Source organism: Ruegeria sp. AF5 (assembly GCF_056541905.1).
Genome location: NZ_JBQFYZ010000004.1, coordinates 40277 through 56730 on the forward strand (window position 1 = coordinate 40277; position 16454 = coordinate 56730).

Consider the following 16454-nt stretch of genomic DNA (forward strand, 5'->3'; position numbering starts at 1 on the left):
AAGAGTGGCGTCACGTGCCACCGCCCGATGGATGCCCCATTGGGGCATCCAAGTTCTGAACTTTAAACCGTACCGCCCAGCGATCCTTCAAGCTCGGCCATTTCCTGACCGCCTGCCATCAGGTCCTGCAACTGCTCTGGCGTGATCTCGCCACGCGTTGCTGTGCCCAGCGTTTTGCCCCGGTTCAAAACGGTGAACCTGTCGCCCACCGCCAGCGCGTGACGCACGTTGTGGCTGATGAACACCACGCCAACGCCCTGACTGCGCACCTTGTCGATGGTGGCCAGCACGTTCGAGGTCTGGCGCACACCCAGGGCCGAGGTCGGTTCGTCCAGGATCAGGATCTTGGCACCAAAGTACACGGCGCGGGCAATGGCGACGGTCTGCCGTTCCCCCCCAGACAGGGTGCCAACCGCCTGATCCGGCCCGCGCAGGTTGATGCCCATCTTGCGCATCTCTTCCATGCAGACCTCATTCGCGTGTTCGACATCGAACCGCTTCAGCAAACCCTTACCCTTGGTCGGCTCGCGCCCCATGAAGAAGTTGCGCGTGACGCTCATCAGCGGGATCATCGCAAGGTCCTGGAACACGGTCGCGATACCTGCCTCCATCGCATCCCGAGGGGTGTCGAAATGCAGCGGCTTGCCTTCGAAATAGATCTCGCCCTTGGTGGGTTTATGTACCCCGGACATGGTCTTGATGAAGGTTGATTTACCCGCGCCGTTATCGCCCAGCAGGCAGTGGCATTCACCCGGCTTGACGTCGAAACTGACACCCGCCAATGCGATGATGTTGCCAAAGTGCTTTTCGATATCCTTCATTTCCACGATGGGGGCCTGATCACCCGCCGCATCGCCGTGGTGGAACTTGGTATCTTCGGTCATATCAGCGCTCCCCGGTTACGCGTTTGCGGATCGCGTTGTTGAACAGAACGGCAATCAGCAGCATCGCGCCCAGGAACACCTGGAACCAGTCCTGATCGAAATCCGTATAGGTCAGTCCGATGACAACCATGCCGAAGATGATCGACCCAAAGAACGCCCCGATGGCCGAGCCATATCCGCCCGTCAGCAGGCAACCTCCGATCACGGCGGCGATGATCGCCTCGAATTCTTTCTGGAAACCGCGCCGCGCGTCGGTCGAGCCCGCGTCGATCACCGTAATGATGGCAACAAGTGCAGCACAGCAGGCGGTCAGCATGAACAGGGACACTTTGATCTTGCTCACGGGAACACCTGAATTCGATGCCGCAGTGCTGTCACCGCCCGCCGCGAAAATCCAGTTTCCGGCCGGGGTCCGCAGCAACACGTAGGTGGCTGCCAATGCCAGCACGATGAACCACAGGATTTCGACCGGGACGCCGGGTACCTTGGGTGCTCCGCTTTTGAAGGTATCAATCATGCCGTTGGCCGCCAGCCAGGCAAACAGGCTGCCAAAGGCTTCACCCGAAAAGAACGGCGCCAGCCAGTCGTTTTCGACCACGTCACGCACACCGCGCAACTGGGTCGACCCTCCGGTCGCCGCCTTGAGGCCAACCAACGACAGACCGCGCAGAATAAACAGGAAAGCCAGCGTCACGATAAAGGACGGCAGGCCGGATCTTATGACGATATTGCCGTTCACTGCCCCGACAAATGCCGCGAATACAAATGTCATGGGGATCGCAATGATCAGTGGCAACTGCCATGTCACCACACAGACGCCGAAAAACAGGCCCGCAAACGCCACCATGGAACCGATGGACAAATCAAACTCGCCGCCGATCATCAGAAGGGCCGCACCGATTGCCAGAATGCCCAGCTGTGCCGCAGGTGTCATGAAGTTCATGACCCCGGCCAGGGTAAACATCGAATCGTCTGCTGTGATGGCAAAGAAGATGACCACCAGAACGACGCCCGCCATTGCACCGAGTTCGGGCCGTTTCATGAGCTTGGTCATGAAAGGTTCTTTCTTGACCCTTTCGTCCCCGGCGATTTGCGCTGAGTCACTCATCGTTTCCTCCCACTTGGGTGGGAACGGCGCCAACGCGCCGCCCCGTTTTGTTCAGGTTGCGGTATGGATCAGCGGATGCCCTGCGCGGACAGCTCGATCACCTGCGCGGCCTTGTCCTGAGTGATCAGGTTCGGACCCGAAGGAACGTTACCACCGGGCATCAGGCCGTATTTGGCGTGCAGGCCCATGAAGTTCACCGACAGGTACCCTTGCAGATACTGCTGCTGGTCGATGGCAAAGGCCGCGTCGCCATCCGCAATCGATTGCAGGAAGTTGGCCGACAGGTCGAAGGACGCAACATTCACGTCACGGCCCGATGCTTTGACAGCGGCAACAGTCGGCTCACCAGCCGAGCTTGCACCCAGCGCCATGACCGTATCGACGGCTTCGTTAGCAGCCAGAGCAGCCGAGACTTTCGACTCGATTTCCGACGGATCGTTCGAGGTCGGCAGAACTTCGACATTACCGCCAAAGCCTTCCGCGAAACCTGCACAGCGCAGGTCCAGCGCAACGTTGCCCACTTCGTGGTTTACGCAGATCGCGGTTTTGCCCCCCATCGAAGCCAGTTGTTCACCCGCAGCTTTACCTGCGTCAAACTCGTCCTGACCCACGTGCAGCAACGCACCCAGCTGTTTCGACACATCCGACCCCGAGTTGATCGAGATCACCGGGATGCCTGCGGCAACGGCACGTTCGATTGACGGGCCAAGCGCATCCGCATCCGGGATCGAAACGATCAGGCCATCGGGTTCCTGGTTCACGGCAGCGTCGATCAGCTGCGACATGGCCACCATGTCGAAGGTTTCCGGTGCGCGGTATTCCACATTCACACCGACATCCTTGCCAGCCTGTTCAACACCGTTCTTCACGACGTTCCAGAATGCGTCATTGGCCTGGCCATGCGATACGACCACGATGTCCTGCGCAAGAGCGGGTGTAGCCAGGGCCAGTGCCCCCGCGGCAAGTGCACCTTTAACGAATTTCTTCATTTCAGTTTCCTCCCATTGGTTCAGTCTGATCTTCTGTTGGGGTACCGGCCCCAATCATCCGGCTGTGCCGAATCTCAGTGGCTGCGGCGCAGGGCCGAGCTGTTGTTAGTTTGAAGAATTTTGGTCATTTTGCAACCGGTTTCAAAATTTCCTCCATCCGGACGGGCTTTCCCGTCTGCGCTGACAGGGTCGCGGCCTCGGCCATCGCCAGCGCCGCCACACCATCCTGCAACGTGACGGGAACGTTGGAACCGCCGCTGACGGCATCAACAAATGCGGCCCATTCCACGCGGTAGGCCGGCATGTAGCGTTCCAGAAAGAAATAAGTCGGCTTTGCGCCCACAACGCCATCTGCCGTCGATTTCACGACGGTGTTTTCCAGCATGTTATGCGCCTGCAACAACCCTTCCGAACCCAGCACCTCGACCCGCTGATCATAGCCATAGGCCGCCCGGCGCGAGTTCTTGATGACCGCAATCCGGCCGTCTGCGTAAGTCATTGTGACCACAGCCGTATCCACATCGCCTGCCGCGCCGATCTCCGCATCCACAAGCGACGATCCCACCGCCGTGACGGTCTGAGGCACATCCCCCATCAGAAAGTTCGCCATGTCAAAATCGTGGATCATCATGTCCCGAAACAGTCCTCCGGACACTTTTACATAGCTGACCGGAGGCGGTGCCGGGTCAAATGACGTGATCGACAACAGTTCGGCCTTGCCGATTTCACCTGCGTCCAAACCGGCCTTCAAAGCCGCAAAATTAGGATCGAACCGCCGGTTAAACCCGATCATGACAGGTTTGCCGCGCCCCGCTACGGCGCTCAGACAGTCCTGTGCCCTCTGAAGGCTCAGATCGACGGGCTTTTCGCACAGAACGGCTTTGCCAGCGCCCGTGGCCGCCTCGATCAGGTCGGAATGCGTATCCGTCGGCGTTGCAATCAGAACCGCGTCAATTTCGGGATCAGCGATAATTTCTTCTGAACTGCGTGCCTCGGCCCCATATTCATCCGCGAGGCTGTTCGCCGCCTCGGGCAGCGCATCGGATATCGCACACAGCCTGCTCCCCGGATGGGAAGATATGGCCTGCGCATGAACGCGCCCAATACGCCCGGCACCCAGCAATCCGACCCTCAACATGCAGCTCTCCCGAATCTTGTTGTTGTGCGTAACAATGATTTTCTTTGCAACCGGTTGCAATATATTTTTTGCATCACCCCCGGATTTGCCAGCGGCTTCTACAGCCTCAACACGAATACCGCGCAAAAACCCGATCTGATCTCAACAGGATTGCACTGCCTGACACGCATATTTCCGCGCAAATGCCAACCTACGGGAATCCCCCAATATCGCCGCACGGTGAATCACGTTAGATTGTACGTAAGGAACACATACTACCACTCTGTGACCCCCTTAGAGGGGCTGGCATGACCCCCTCGTCCAGCCCCTCATACCACACCAAACAGCCACAAGATCACGACGCGCCGACCAAAGCAGGCGCATGTCCGGTATAGATCTGGTTTGCAAATGGCGATCCCTGAAGGACTCGAACCCTCAACCTGCTGATTAGAAGTCAGCTGCTCTATCCAGTTGAGCTAAGGGACCGCTGCGCCCTTCTTGCGGTTTTTACCCGCGGGGTTCAAGAGGCAAGCGCATGAATGCGCTGTTGGGATCATCAACATATCCAAAGATAGGCCCGCAATAGGAATATCCCAGCGACTCATACAGCTTGCGGGCGGCATCATATTCGCGAAGATGGCTCGCCCCGGTCTCAAGAACCAAAGCCTCGCACCCCTCTGCGCCGGCCTGTTCAGCCAGATGCACCATCAGCACGCGCGCCAGCCCGCGCCCTCTTGCCTGCGCCAGAATATGCACTGATTTTACTTCGGCGGTTCCATCGGGCAGCGCTTTCAGCGCACCGCATCCCAATGGCTGCTGTCCGTCAAAAATGGCCCAGAACCGCACCCCCGGCCCGGCCAAGGCTTCAGCATCCATCGTGTGGTTGCTTTCCGCGGGTCCCGCGGTTTCACCATGGGCAAAATGCGCATCGACAATCGGGCGCAATACGTCCGATGTCGGGTCAGCCTCTCGGATTTCGATCATTCAGTGCGTCCAGGGGCCGCGCCGGTCGGTTGCGAAATTCTCGCCATAGCCCCGCGCGCGCAGATTGGGCTTGCGCTTGTGCGGCTCGCTGACCTGCGCATCGATACCGTGGGCCTTGGCATAATCCAGCGCCTCTTCCCTCGTGTCGAACTTCAGGCGCACCTGAGCCTGCGTGTCACTGGACGACGTCCAGCCCATCAGAGGATCAACCTCGCGCGCCGAGGCCGGGGCGTATTCCAGAACCCATTTGCGGGTCTTGGCCATCCCCGAGGTCATCGCATTTCTTGCGGGCTGGTAGATCCGTGCGCGCATGTCGCCTCTCCGTACTCACTTGGCTGAGCCCGTTTATGCGTCAGAGCGCGCCCGGGGGCAAGATTGCAATTGTCGCGGCTCCGCCTGCGAACTCATGCCAGAAACTGTCATCAGGTCGGAATAGGGTCTCGCCAAACAAACGCAAGAACATCACACCGTCTCACCCGTCGCACGGCCTCAGACCGCATAGCGGGCAATGAATCCGGATCGGCCCTTGCAGTTGGACAAAATAAGAACAAATGTAAGGGCCTGACGCCCGGAGCCTGCCAATGCCTTACGCCCATTCCGACAAGACCCAACTGACCGCCGAAGACGTGCGCGCGCGCCTGAAACTGGAAGGCGGCCGACAATTCGTGATGCATACCGAATTCAACCCGGCGGGCGATCAGCCCACGGCGATCAAGGAACTGGCAGGCGGCGTGCTGGACGGGGAACGCGATCAGGTGCTGCTGGGCGCGACCGGAACGGGCAAGACCTTCACCATGGCCAAGGTGATTGAAGAAACCCAGCGTCCGGCCATCATCCTCGCCCCCAACAAGACATTGGCGGCGCAGCTATATGGTGAGTTCAAGGGCTTCTTCCCCGAAAACTCGGTGGAATATTTCGTGTCCTATTACGACTATTACCAACCCGAAGCCTATGTGCCGCGCTCTGACACCTACATAGAAAAAGAATCCCAGATCAACGAACAGATCGACCGGATGCGCCACTCGGCCACGCGGGCGTTGCTGGAACGCGATGACGTGATCATCGTCGCCTCGGTCAGCTGCATCTACGGTATCGGCTCGGTCGAAACCTACGGGGCGATGACGCAGGATCTGAAGGTCGGTCACGAATACGACCAGCGGCAGGTGATGGCCGATCTGGTGGCCCAGCAATACCGCCGTAACGATCAGGGGTTTCAGCGCGGCTCGTTCCGGGTGCGGGGCGACAGTTTGGAAATCTGGCCCGCCCACCTCGAAGACCGCGCCTGGAAACTGTCCTTCTTCGGCGAGGAACTGGAACAGGTCACCGAATTCGACCCGCTGACCGGCGAAAAAACCGACACGATGGACCATATCCGGGTCTATGCGAACTCCCACTACGTGACGCCGAAACCGACGATGCAGCAGGCCATCATCGGGATCAAAAAAGAACTGCGGACGCGCCTCGACCAGCTGGTCGGCGAAGGCAAACTGCTCGAGGCGCAGCGGCTGGAACAGCGCACCAATTTCGATCTGGAAATGCTCGAGGCCACCGGCGTCTGCAACGGGATCGAGAACTATTCGCGCTATCTGACCGGCCGCGCTCCGGGCGAACCGCCACCAACCCTGTTCGAATTCATCCCCGACAACGCCATCGTCTTTGCTGACGAATCCCATGTCAGCGTACCGCAGATCGGCGGCATGTACCGGGGCGACTATCGGCGCAAGTTCACGCTGGCCGAACACGGATTCCGCCTGCCGTCCTGCATGGACAACCGGCCCCTGAAGTTCGAGGAATGGGATGCCATGCGCCCGCAATCCGTCTTCGTCTCGGCCACCCCGGCGGCGTGGGAGCTGGACCAGACAGGCGGCGTCTTCACCGAACAGGTGATCCGCCCCACCGGCCTGCTGGACCCGCAAGTCGAAATCCGCCCCGTGTCGATGCAGGTCGACGACCTGCTGGACGAGGTGCGCAAGGTCGCCGCCGATGGCTATCGCACATTGGTCACGACGCTGACCAAACGCATGGCCGAGGACCTGACCGAATACCTGCACGAACAGGGCATCAAGGTCCGCTACATGCATTCCGATATCGACACGCTGGAACGGATCGAGATTCTGCGCGACCTGCGTCTGGGCGCCTTCGACGTGCTGGTCGGCATCAACCTGCTGCGTGAAGGGCTCGACATCCCCGAATGCGGGCTGGTCGCCATTCTGGACGCCGACAAGGAAGGCTTTTTGCGGTCCGAGACCTCGCTGGTTCAGACCATCGGCCGCGCCGCGCGCAACGCCGAGGGCCGGGTGATCATGTATGCCGACAAGATCACCGGTTCGATGGAACGCGCGCTGGCCGAAACCGACCGCCGCCGCGCCAAGCAGATGGCCTATAACGAGGAACACGGTATCACGCCCGCGACCGTGAAAAAGAATGTCGAGGATGTTCTGGCCGGGCTGTATGAGGGCGACGTGGACATGAACCGCGTCACCGCCACCATCGACAAACCAATGCACGGCGCCAACCTCGAGGCGCACCTGAACGGGCTGCGCGACCAGATGCGCAAAGCCGCCGAGAACCTGGAATTCGAAGAGGCCGCCAACATCCGGGATGAAATCAAACGCCTGGAAGCGGTCGATCTGGCCATCGCCGACGACCCCATGGCCCGCCAATGGGCGGTGGAAAAAGCCTCGGAGGACGCGGTTAAATCGCGCGGTCGGTCAACGGCTGGCAGACCGGGGCAGCGGGGTGGGAATGTGAAGCGGCGGAAGAGGTAGCCTTACACACAACCGATGGTTGCAATTTGCCTCAAAGCAGGAAATCTATCTTCTTAGACAATCGATTTAGGAAAGTATTTTGATCACGCTTCTTATTGTAGTTGGGCTGCTCGGAACAATTTCACTCCTAGCAATGGTTTGGGTATGGATAAGTGTGCTCGCAGGATGGCGCGAAGCGTCGCCCGGCAGAAGTTTATCAATGCTATGGTTCGTGCTCCTTTTGATGATCATCTGGGGACTTGGAGTAGATTCGAACTTTAGCGGCTTACGAATATTTGCGCTCGCTGTATGGCCGGCCTCAATCCTATTCTTACTGGGAGATGCTTTAACCGCGAGACTTTTTGTTTTTATCTTTGCGGCGTTGATTTTACTGTTTTTGGTGGCCGCAGCCGCTGCGATCATGCCGGGCAAGGCAAAAATACCGCCTATAATTGTTGGCGCAATGCTTACAGTGATATGTCCGGTCGCGTTGCAAAACCTGCAAGTGCAATGGCAAATGAAAAGATATGCGAAAGCATCCGAGTTACGCATCATAGAACGTTCGTCTTTGTTCAAGTCCATTCGAGAGCACTCCGACGGTTACAAGCCCCCACATGGCGTAGCCTGTGACAGCGAAAACTGGCCGTATCTGTGGAGTTACAAACGTAGGGACTGGGTCGCGTTGCCAGCCACCACCCGTTACGGCGGCGACACCAAAGAACGAGTCATGAGTGTATGTATCGACGGATAAGACGCGCCCACACTCCACCCTTGCACCCCGCACCACCCTCCGCCACGTCTAAAATCACAAATCGTGACTCCAAACGCCTGCCCTAACGGGTTGCTGGACCTGACCCTGACACCAGTCAACTTTGATCCCAATCAATGTCGAAACGCGAATGCGTCGGCAAAGTGGGTCCCATGCAAACACAGAACCCAACCGGAATTGACGCCTACAAACCCGCCCAGATCGCCGAGCTGGTTGAAACCGCCGGTGTTGCCAAGGCACATCTCACGGTCAGCCAGACACTGACTCTGGCGATACTCGCGGGCGTGTTCATCGGCTTCGGCGGGGCCGCCTATACCATGGTCATGACCGGCGTTGACCCGGGGTTTGGACCAGCCCGGTTTCTGGGTGGGGTCGTGTTCTCGCTGGGCCTGATCCTTGTGGTCGTCGGCGGGGCCGAGCTGTTCACCGGAAATGCCCTGATGACCATCGCGGCGGTGGACCGGAAAATCTCGCCGCGCGCCCTGCTGCGCAACTGGGGCCTCGTGTATCTCGGGAATTTGGCCGGGGCCATCGCGCTGGCTCTGGCCTTCGCTGCAACCGGTTTGCTGGACGGGCCCATGGGGGCCACCGCATCAGCAATCGCAAATGGCAAGGCCGACCTCTCGGCCACCCAAGCCTTTACGCGCGGCGTTCTGTGCAACGCGCTGGTCTGCCTTGCTGTCTGGCTGAGCTTCGCGGCCAGATCGGTGGTGGGCAAGGTCATGGCGGTACTCTGGCCCATTGCAGCGTTTGTCCTGTTGGGGCTCGAACATTCGGTCGCCAATATGTACCTGCTGCCGCAGGGCGCGCTTGCCGGTGCCGATTTCGGTTTGGGCGCGGCCATGGGCAACCTGTTCTGGGTCACGATCGGCAATATTGTCGGCGGCGCAGGCGGCGTCGCGCTTGCCTATCGCTTTGCCTATCTGCGCAATACGCCCGGCTGAGCACGCGGTTTATCAGGTTTAGGGCAAGGAGATCCCCACACTCCACCCTTGCACCCCGCCCCACCCTCCTCCACGTTTGAAATCACAAATTGTGATTCCAAACGGCTGCCATGACGAACCCGAAAAACCTGCCCAGCGCGCATGAGGTGCAAAGTGCCATTCACAGGGTGCGCGGCACCCGTGTGGTGCTGGCCGAGGATCTGGCGCAGTTCTACGGAAAATCCGTCAGTGCCTTCAATCAGGCGGTGTCGCGAAACACCGACCTGTTCGAAGGCTACCGATTTCAGCTGACCGATGCCGAGGTCGCTGATTTGCAATCACAATTTGTGATCTCAAAACCCAAAGGCCGCGGCGGGCGGAGGGTCAACCCGTGGGTCTATACCGATTACGGCGTGGCCATCGCCTCGGCCCTGTTCAAGGACCCGCGCGCGATCAAGATCACGCGGATGATCACCGAAGCCTTTGTCGATGGCGCGAACGCCCTGGCCGAGACCCCGCGCAGCGTGCCGGAAATCCTGCCGCCCGAACAGGCCCCTACCCCGCTGCTACCCAATGGCGACCAACTGCGCGAACTGGCTGAAAACATCCTCGATTCCGGGCAGCAGAGCCTTGTCGATTACATCGCCAACCCCACCACCAAACGCCAACAGGCCGTGGCGGTGATCATGAAGACGCTGGCCGAAACCGCCGGGGAAGAGGTCCGCACCCAACAGGAACGCCTGCGCCTGCGAATCGCCGAACGGCTGGCCACCGGCGATTATGCCAGTGACGACGACCGCAAAGGGTTGTTGGAACTGCTACAGGCGATGAAAGGCTAGACCCTTCCCCCGAATTCAGGGGCGCACGAACTTGGCGCTTCCCACCGACCGTTCGCGCGGCTTCGGCTGGTCCTGTGCCTGCACGGTGGTCGCGCGTGGCAGCTCCAGCTCGGCATACCCGCAGGCCACCCCGTCACCATCCGGGTCGTTGCGCTCATGATAGCCCGGCTGCCCTGCGCGGAATGGCCCGATCCCCATGGCCTGTGTCGCATCACATCCCGCCAGCGCGATCAGGTGGATCACCGCCTCGTCCCGCTCATAGCCCGAGGTGCGCAGAAAGACACCCGTGGCAATCAGCGCGGTCGTCAGCGGCAGCAGCAGAACCATGATCAGTATCCGCAGCGGGGACAGCGCCTGCCGCCGCGCCGCCTCGGCGCGCAGATGCCGTTTGGCCGAGCGCGGGTTCAGATCAGGTGCTTCCTGCGTTGGTTTCTTGAACAACATGCCCCGACCCATAAGGGCAATATGTGGCAAAGCCGAGGCAACGCAGTTCCACCGGGTTCAAAAAATCTGGCCCGGCCCGAAACCACCGCCCGCACAGGCACAATTTTGCTTACTGCCAGTGATGTCCGACCGTTACCGGACCACATGCACCGCACAAGGGGCGTGGCGCACGATATGGGACGCGGTTGACCCCAACAGCAGATCCTGCATCCCCGGCCGGTGCGAGGCCACGATGATCAGGTCCGGGTGATGCGCCTCGGCCCAGTCCAGAATGGTCCGGCCGGAATGCCCTTCGACCACCATGCCCGTTGCATTCGGCAATTGCGACGCCAGCGTATCCAGCTCTGACTGAATCGCCTTTCGGGCCTCGGACAGATATTCCGCCGGCATGTACGAGATTGCATAATTCGGAATATGCTCAACCACATGCAGCAATGTGACCTGCGCGTCCGGCGTGGCCAGAACCCGGGCCAGTTTCAACGGCCCGGACGTGTCTCTTTCAGCATCGAAAGAGATCGGAACGAGAATGTTGTGATACATAGCATGCGCCTCCGTTTTGCAGACTTACTTTGAAACAGACATGCACGGCAGGCTTTGATTCAGGTCAGGTAAAGCCAAATGTCTCTGCAACGTCATACATGACCGGCTCAAAGCTCTTGCACAGCTCGTTGATCTTGCGGTTGCGGTCGCGCATCTCGGGGGTCCGCAGCATGGCCAGGAAATCCTCGCGGCGTTGCCATTGCGAATAGTTGGCGATCCGGGTTTGCGCATCATTCACATGAAGCCCCGCGGAAACAAAGCCGGGCTGCTTTGAGATGAACTCGGAATAGGCGTCGGTCAGCGCTTCCAAAAGGTCCTGACAGGTGCCGGGCGTCATTTCAAACGTGGTGATAACTGTCTGAACACTGGCGTTTTTGGCGATTTTCGGCATCGGGATTCTCCATTTCTTTCCCCAAGCCTAGCACATCAGATTGAAACGTCGCCTATTTCCTTGCCGATGCGCCAATCAGCGCTTTTCTGCGCCCGTTTGTCAGGCGGCTGCCCACCCCGGAATGGGCGGCCAGCCGCTGTTTCAACGCTCCATTCGCATCGTGACCGAGACTTCGCCTTTCAGGTGATCCGGCCAGCGCAGAATAAGACTGTCGCCACTGACCCCCTGTTCGGTCAGAACATGAGGGGCCGAATAGACAAGGTTGTTGAACACCCCGGTCAGCGACCCGATGGCAGTGACCCCGTCGCAGCCGCGCGCCTTGCCGCCAAATGGCAATTCGCCGTTTGCCGAAACAGTCCAGACATTCGCGACCGAGTTCTGCTGGCTGCGGATGCGCAGCGGGTTCGAGGATCTCTTGCCAATCCCGTGATAGGTATTGTTCTCGTAGGTCACGTTCGAATGCCTGTTATTGTCCAGATCGGCAAAAGACGTATCGACCCGTTCCGCCCGCTCAATCGAACCGCTGGTGGCGCGGAACTTGTTGCCGGTCACCGTCACGCCATTCAGGTAATGGCCAGCGCCATAGGGGCGGATGATGATATAACTGAACCAGGCCGGTGCATCGCTTGAGAAAAAGATATTGTCCGTGATGCTCATCGAACTGAACGAGAAACCACTGGTATAATTCGGCGCCGCATCGCGTTCGTTGGTCCATTCGATAAAGCAGTTGTCGACATAGTTCTCGGCAATGGTCGAAGTGTTGTAGGTGCCGATCATGATCAGCCCTGCGGTGCGGACCCCTTGCGGGATGCCATCGCCCTGAAAGAAATGGTTGCCCAGAACCAAATTAGTACCGCCGCCCAGAACGGCAAAATGCTTGAACCGCACCGCCTGATTGTGACGCAGCTTCACATCGTTCGAGTTGGTGTTCAGCCCGATGGAATTCCGGTCCGTCACGTCAAGCGCTTCTTCTGAGGACAGGAACTGGCAATTGTCGATCAGCAGCCCCTTGCACCCCGTCGCGGTCGAGGTCAGGCCCCGATCCTTCGGGCGACTGATAAAACAGTCTTTCAACGAAAACGTACTGCCCGAGGCCGCCAGACGAATACCGCTGCACCGGCTGTTGCACTGAAACTCGATCTGTTCCATGCCGAATTTCCGCAACGTATCGAAACCGCTGAAATCCAGCAGGTATTTGAACGACTGAAAGGTAAAGGTCTGGGTACCGGCGGCGTCATAGATGGGTGCACTCAGGGTTATCTCACCGGCACCTATGTTTTTCGAGCGCACGTAAACCTCACGCCCGACACCACTGCCTTCAACCAGCGATCCTACTGGAATATTGGCCACATTGGCGACATTGGTCAGGCGTGTCTTGTCCGACGGGTCATAGGTGGCGACAGAGGTGAAGGTTTCGGTGTCCCAGGCGGTACCGCTTTTGACATCGAACTGCCCGTTACGGATCACGCGCCGCGTGGAAAAGCCGCTTTGCTTGTTGGGAACCGCAGCGGCCATGTCGATCGGCGCGGAAACGGAAATCTTGCGCCCGCCCAGATCCAGCGAGTCGTGGTCCGAGTTGTTCAGCAGAGCCTGAAACGCCTTCTTGAAGGCCAGCTCCTCATCTCCGAACGCCTCGATATATGCGGGCAGATGGAAATCCTTGGTCAGCAACAGCATCTTGTCATCCGGCATGGTGACGGTGCCTTCGAATTCAATCTCCGCATCGATGCTGGTGTTTTCCGCAAGGTGATAGATGCCTTGCGGAACAAAGACCCGGCGGCCACCGGCCGCCTGATCCGCCGCCTCAAACGCAACCGAGTCATCCGTCACACCATCACCAACGGCACCAAAGTCGCGCACATCGACCAGGCTGATCATCTCGCGCAGAAAGAACCCGGTGACATCGGTGATCTCAAGATCATCGACACGCACCAGCGCGCCGTTGGCCCCTTCGATATCCAGGCCGAAATGCCCGTAAAGGGCGGCAAGCCCCCAGGGCATGTCCACGCCCGGGCGCTGGCCGGTGCCGACAATCGCGGTGATCTCGTGAACCGTGCCATAGCCCGACAGCTGGGTGGCAGGCCCCTGTTCCACAACACCGGCCACATGCACATCACCCGCGCCACCGGCCCAGGCTGCTATGCGCACCGACGGCAACGGGCCGCTGATCGCCTTGACCCGGGCTTTGATCTGCAAATAGCAACCGGGCAGGATCGGCGTCTGCCCCATGTAACGCAATTGCTGGGTTGTGTTGACCTTCAGGATCTCAAGACAACCGGCAAAATCCGCATCCGCCGGAACAAACACGCCCGTGCCGGACCCGCCATATGTGGGCGACCCGGGCGTTCCGTCCCCCGCAGACCAGACCGTCAGACCATTCGCGAATTGAGGCGGCATGAACACGATGCCGTCGGTGATTGCCTTGTTCATTGAAAACCCTTTCCCAATCGCGTCGCGCAAATCCGGCGACGCGTTCAAACCCCGTGTTCAGGTCCGCCCCGAACGCGACAGTCTGGATATCGAAAAGGAATTAACCACGGCTCATCTCACCGTGACGGTGGTGTTGCCTCAGGCCGCAGGGTCAGCGGCACCCAACAGTTGCACCCCGTTGATCTTCCAGCCTTCCGTCAGCGGGATCATCTGATAGTCCAGAAGATGCACCCGCCCGTTACCGTCCGTAATCATCACCTTCTGCCACAGCGCGCCATCGACCTCGCGCAGTTCCAGAAAACGCACATCGGCGGGGCGCCAGACCATGGGATAGCCATTGCGCACCATCGCGCCGAAATTGTCGGCGTTTCGGAACAGACGCTGGATGCTGGGGCTGGCAAAGGTGAAAGCGGTGGCAAAATCATCCGCCCGGAAGGCCTGTATCTGTGCCGCGATATTAGCCTCGATCTCGGCACTCTGCGCAAATGCGCCCGACGCCAGCCCGGCGTTCAGGGATAATGCAAGCAGTAGTCGACGCATGGGGCCACCTCCTGTTCCAAGGATAGCCCCATGCTGGTTCAGGTCAAATCAGACCAGCTCTCCGGCCAGAGCCTTGTCGATCAGAGCGATGGTCTCGGGCACGCCGTAAAGCGCAATAAAACCCCCGAAACGCGGCCCTTGCGAGGCCCCCAGCAGCACCTCATAAAGCGCCGAGAACCACCCTTTCATCGGATCAAACCGCTCGCGTCCGATGGCATAGACCACCGATTGCAACGCTTCATCTTCGGTCGGGCCATCATATGCCTCAAGCGCCGCCTTCAGCGCTTCCAGCGCCTCGCGCTCCTGATCCGTCGGCGCGCGATGCTTGCGCGTCGGCTTGACGAAATCGTTGAAGTACCGCACGGCGAAACCGGCTGCCTTGTCCAGATCGGGATGGCTCTCTGCCGTTGCCTCGGGCGCATAGCGGCGAATAAAGCCCCACAGCGCCTCCTTGTCTTCGGCACCGGAAACCGATGCCAGATTCAGCAGCATCGCAAAGGGAACGATCAGGGTCGACTCCGGCACGTCACCGCCGTGAATATGCCAGACCGGGTTGTTCAACTGCGCCTTCAGGTCCTGCCCCGGATAGGCGCGCAGCTGCTGATGATACTCATCATAGGCTTTCGGTATCACGTCAAAATGCATCCTCTTGGCCGTCTTGGGCTTTTGGTACATGAAATAAGCCAGCGACTCAGTCGGCGCATAGGTCAGCCATTCGTCGATCGAGACACCATTGCCCGACGATTTCGAAATCTTCTGTCCGTTCTCGTCCAGAAACAGCTCATAGCTGAAATGCTCGGGCGCGCGTCCACCCAAGGCCCGGCAGATCCCGTCATAGATCTTTTCGTTGGTCGCGTGTTCCTTGCCGTACATCTCGAAATCAACGCCCAGTGCCGCCCAGCGTGCCCCGAAATCCGGCTTCCATTGCAGCTTCACGTTGCCGCCAGTGACGGGAACGGTCCATTCCTTACCGTCTTCATCATCGAAGGTGACGGTGTAGGTCTCGGCGCAGACTTTTTTCATCGGCACATACAGAACCCGCCCGGTTTCCGGGTGGATCGGCAGGAAGATCGAATAGGTCTGCTGGCGTTCTTCCCGCAGGCTTTTCAACATGATGGCCATCACGTCGTCATAGCGTTCAACCGCACGCTTCAGAATCTCGTCGAACTGGCCCGAGCGATAAAAGTCTCGCGCCGAATAGAACTCGTATTCAAACCCAAAGGTATCAAGGAACCGGCGCAGCATCGCGTTGTTGTGCTCGCCAAAGCTGTCATACTCGCCAAACGGATCAGGAACCGAGGTCAGCGGGCGCTGCAAATGCTCTTCCAACGCCTCGGGGTTCGGCACGTTACTGGGAACCTTGCGCATCCCGTCCAGATCGTCCGAAAAACAGATCAGCTTGGTCGGGATGTCCGACAGCGCCTCAAAGGCACGCTTGACCATCGTGGTCCGCGCCACCTCGCCGAACGTGCCGATATGCGGCAGGCCCGACGGGCCATATCCGGTTTCAAACAGCACATACCCCTTTTCCGGAGCACCTTTCTGATAGCGTTTGAGCAACCGGCGCGCCTCTTCAAAGGGCCAGGCCTTGGACGACATCGCGGTTTCGCGCAGTTCAGACATTTCAATGTGCTCCATTGGGGAAACGGTCGCGGCTGCACCACGCAACCCGACCGGCCCCTCCTATTGTGCCAGTGCAGCATGAGTCAATGACAGGCAACACTTTTCGCGATCCTGCGGCACCAGATC

Annotated in this window: 16 protein-coding genes and 1 tRNA gene; 4 read left to right on the forward strand and 13 right to left on the reverse strand. The window is 59.2% G+C overall.

Annotation, left to right across the window (positions count from 1 at the left end):
• Nucleotides 1-62: 62 nt before the first annotated feature.
• From ACR0DS_RS08215 to ACR0DS_RS08245, 7 genes are all read right to left on the reverse strand, one after another.
• Nucleotides 63-884, reverse strand: a complete 822-nt coding sequence (locus tag ACR0DS_RS08215) for an ATP-binding cassette domain-containing protein (RefSeq protein WP_209507866.1) — start codon at nt 882-884, stop codon at nt 63-65.
• 1 nt (nt 885) lies between these two features.
• Nucleotides 886-1992: an ABC transporter permease gene (locus ACR0DS_RS08220; RefSeq protein WP_267364099.1), complete on the reverse strand. Its 1107-nt coding sequence runs from the start codon at nt 1990-1992 to the stop codon at nt 886-888.
• A 68-nt stretch (nt 1993-2060) separates the two neighbouring features.
• Entirely contained in the window at nt 2061-2981 is a 921-nt protein-coding gene (locus ACR0DS_RS08225; protein WP_267364100.1) for a sugar ABC transporter substrate-binding protein, read from the reverse strand.
• A 124-nt stretch (nt 2982-3105) separates the two neighbouring features.
• Nucleotides 3106-4119, reverse strand: coding sequence for an inositol 2-dehydrogenase (gene iolG / locus ACR0DS_RS08230; protein ID WP_480558908.1), 1014 nt, complete (start codon nt 4117-4119; stop codon nt 3106-3108).
• A 388-nt stretch (nt 4120-4507) separates the two neighbouring features.
• A tRNA-Arg gene (locus ACR0DS_RS08235) sits at nt 4508-4584 on the reverse strand.
• A 21-nt stretch (nt 4585-4605) separates the two neighbouring features.
• The gene (locus ACR0DS_RS08240) at nt 4606-5082 is read right to left on the reverse strand and encodes a GNAT family N-acetyltransferase (RefSeq protein ID WP_267366437.1); all 477 of its coding nucleotides are present in this window, start codon (nt 5080-5082) and stop codon (nt 4606-4608) included.
• On the reverse strand, nt 5083-5394 hold the full coding sequence (locus tag ACR0DS_RS08245; protein WP_209507877.1) for an ETC complex I subunit: 312 nt from the start codon (nt 5392-5394) through the stop codon (nt 5083-5085).
• 269 nt (nt 5395-5663) lie between these two features.
• On the opposite strand from ACR0DS_RS08245, the gene uvrB reads away from it, so the two are divergent.
• From uvrB to ACR0DS_RS08265, 4 genes are all read left to right on the forward strand, one after another.
• On the forward strand, nt 5664-7850 hold the full coding sequence (gene uvrB / locus ACR0DS_RS08250; RefSeq protein WP_480558906.1) for an excinuclease ABC subunit UvrB: 2187 nt from the start codon (nt 5664-5666) through the stop codon (nt 7848-7850).
• A gap of 79 nt (nt 7851-7929) precedes the next feature.
• Nucleotides 7930-8580, forward strand: coding sequence for a hypothetical protein (locus ACR0DS_RS08255; RefSeq protein ID WP_480558904.1), 651 nt, complete (start codon nt 7930-7932; stop codon nt 8578-8580).
• A gap of 170 nt (nt 8581-8750) precedes the next feature.
• Nucleotides 8751-9542 (forward strand): formate/nitrite transporter family protein, encoded by a 792-nt coding sequence (locus ACR0DS_RS08260; RefSeq protein ID WP_480558902.1) that lies wholly within the window; start codon nt 8751-8753, stop codon nt 9540-9542.
• Between the two features lie 110 nt (nt 9543-9652).
• Nucleotides 9653-10360 (forward strand): ORF6N domain-containing protein, encoded by a 708-nt coding sequence (locus ACR0DS_RS08265; RefSeq protein ID WP_480558900.1) that lies wholly within the window; start codon nt 9653-9655, stop codon nt 10358-10360.
• A gap of 15 nt (nt 10361-10375) precedes the next feature.
• Here the strand turns inward: ACR0DS_RS08265 and ACR0DS_RS08270 are convergent, their stop codons facing one another.
• From ACR0DS_RS08270 to ACR0DS_RS08295, 6 genes are all read right to left on the reverse strand, one after another.
• Nucleotides 10376-10834, reverse strand: coding sequence for an excalibur calcium-binding domain-containing protein (locus tag ACR0DS_RS08270; RefSeq protein ID WP_480585716.1), 459 nt, complete (start codon nt 10832-10834; stop codon nt 10376-10378).
• A gap of 102 nt (nt 10835-10936) precedes the next feature.
• Nucleotides 10937-11344: a universal stress protein gene (locus ACR0DS_RS08275; protein ID WP_267366111.1), complete on the reverse strand. Its 408-nt coding sequence runs from the start codon at nt 11342-11344 to the stop codon at nt 10937-10939.
• A gap of 64 nt (nt 11345-11408) precedes the next feature.
• A complete protein-coding gene (locus tag ACR0DS_RS08280; protein WP_480545942.1) occupies nt 11409-11735 on the reverse strand; it encodes an antibiotic biosynthesis monooxygenase family protein in 327 nt (108 codons plus the stop codon).
• 141 nt (nt 11736-11876) lie between these two features.
• A complete protein-coding gene (locus tag ACR0DS_RS08285; RefSeq protein ID WP_480558896.1) occupies nt 11877-14165 on the reverse strand; it encodes a glycosyl hydrolase family 28-related protein in 2289 nt (762 codons plus the stop codon).
• Between the two features lie 138 nt (nt 14166-14303).
• Nucleotides 14304-14705 (reverse strand): DUF4864 domain-containing protein, encoded by a 402-nt coding sequence (locus tag ACR0DS_RS08290; protein ID WP_480558894.1) that lies wholly within the window; start codon nt 14703-14705, stop codon nt 14304-14306.
• Between the two features lie 48 nt (nt 14706-14753).
• Nucleotides 14754-16328 carry a lysine--tRNA ligase gene (locus ACR0DS_RS08295; protein WP_480486734.1) on the reverse strand — a complete coding sequence of 525 codons (1575 nt, stop codon included), beginning with the start codon at nt 16326-16328 and terminating at the stop codon, nt 14754-14756.
• Between the last annotated feature and the right edge of the window lie 126 nt (nt 16329-16454).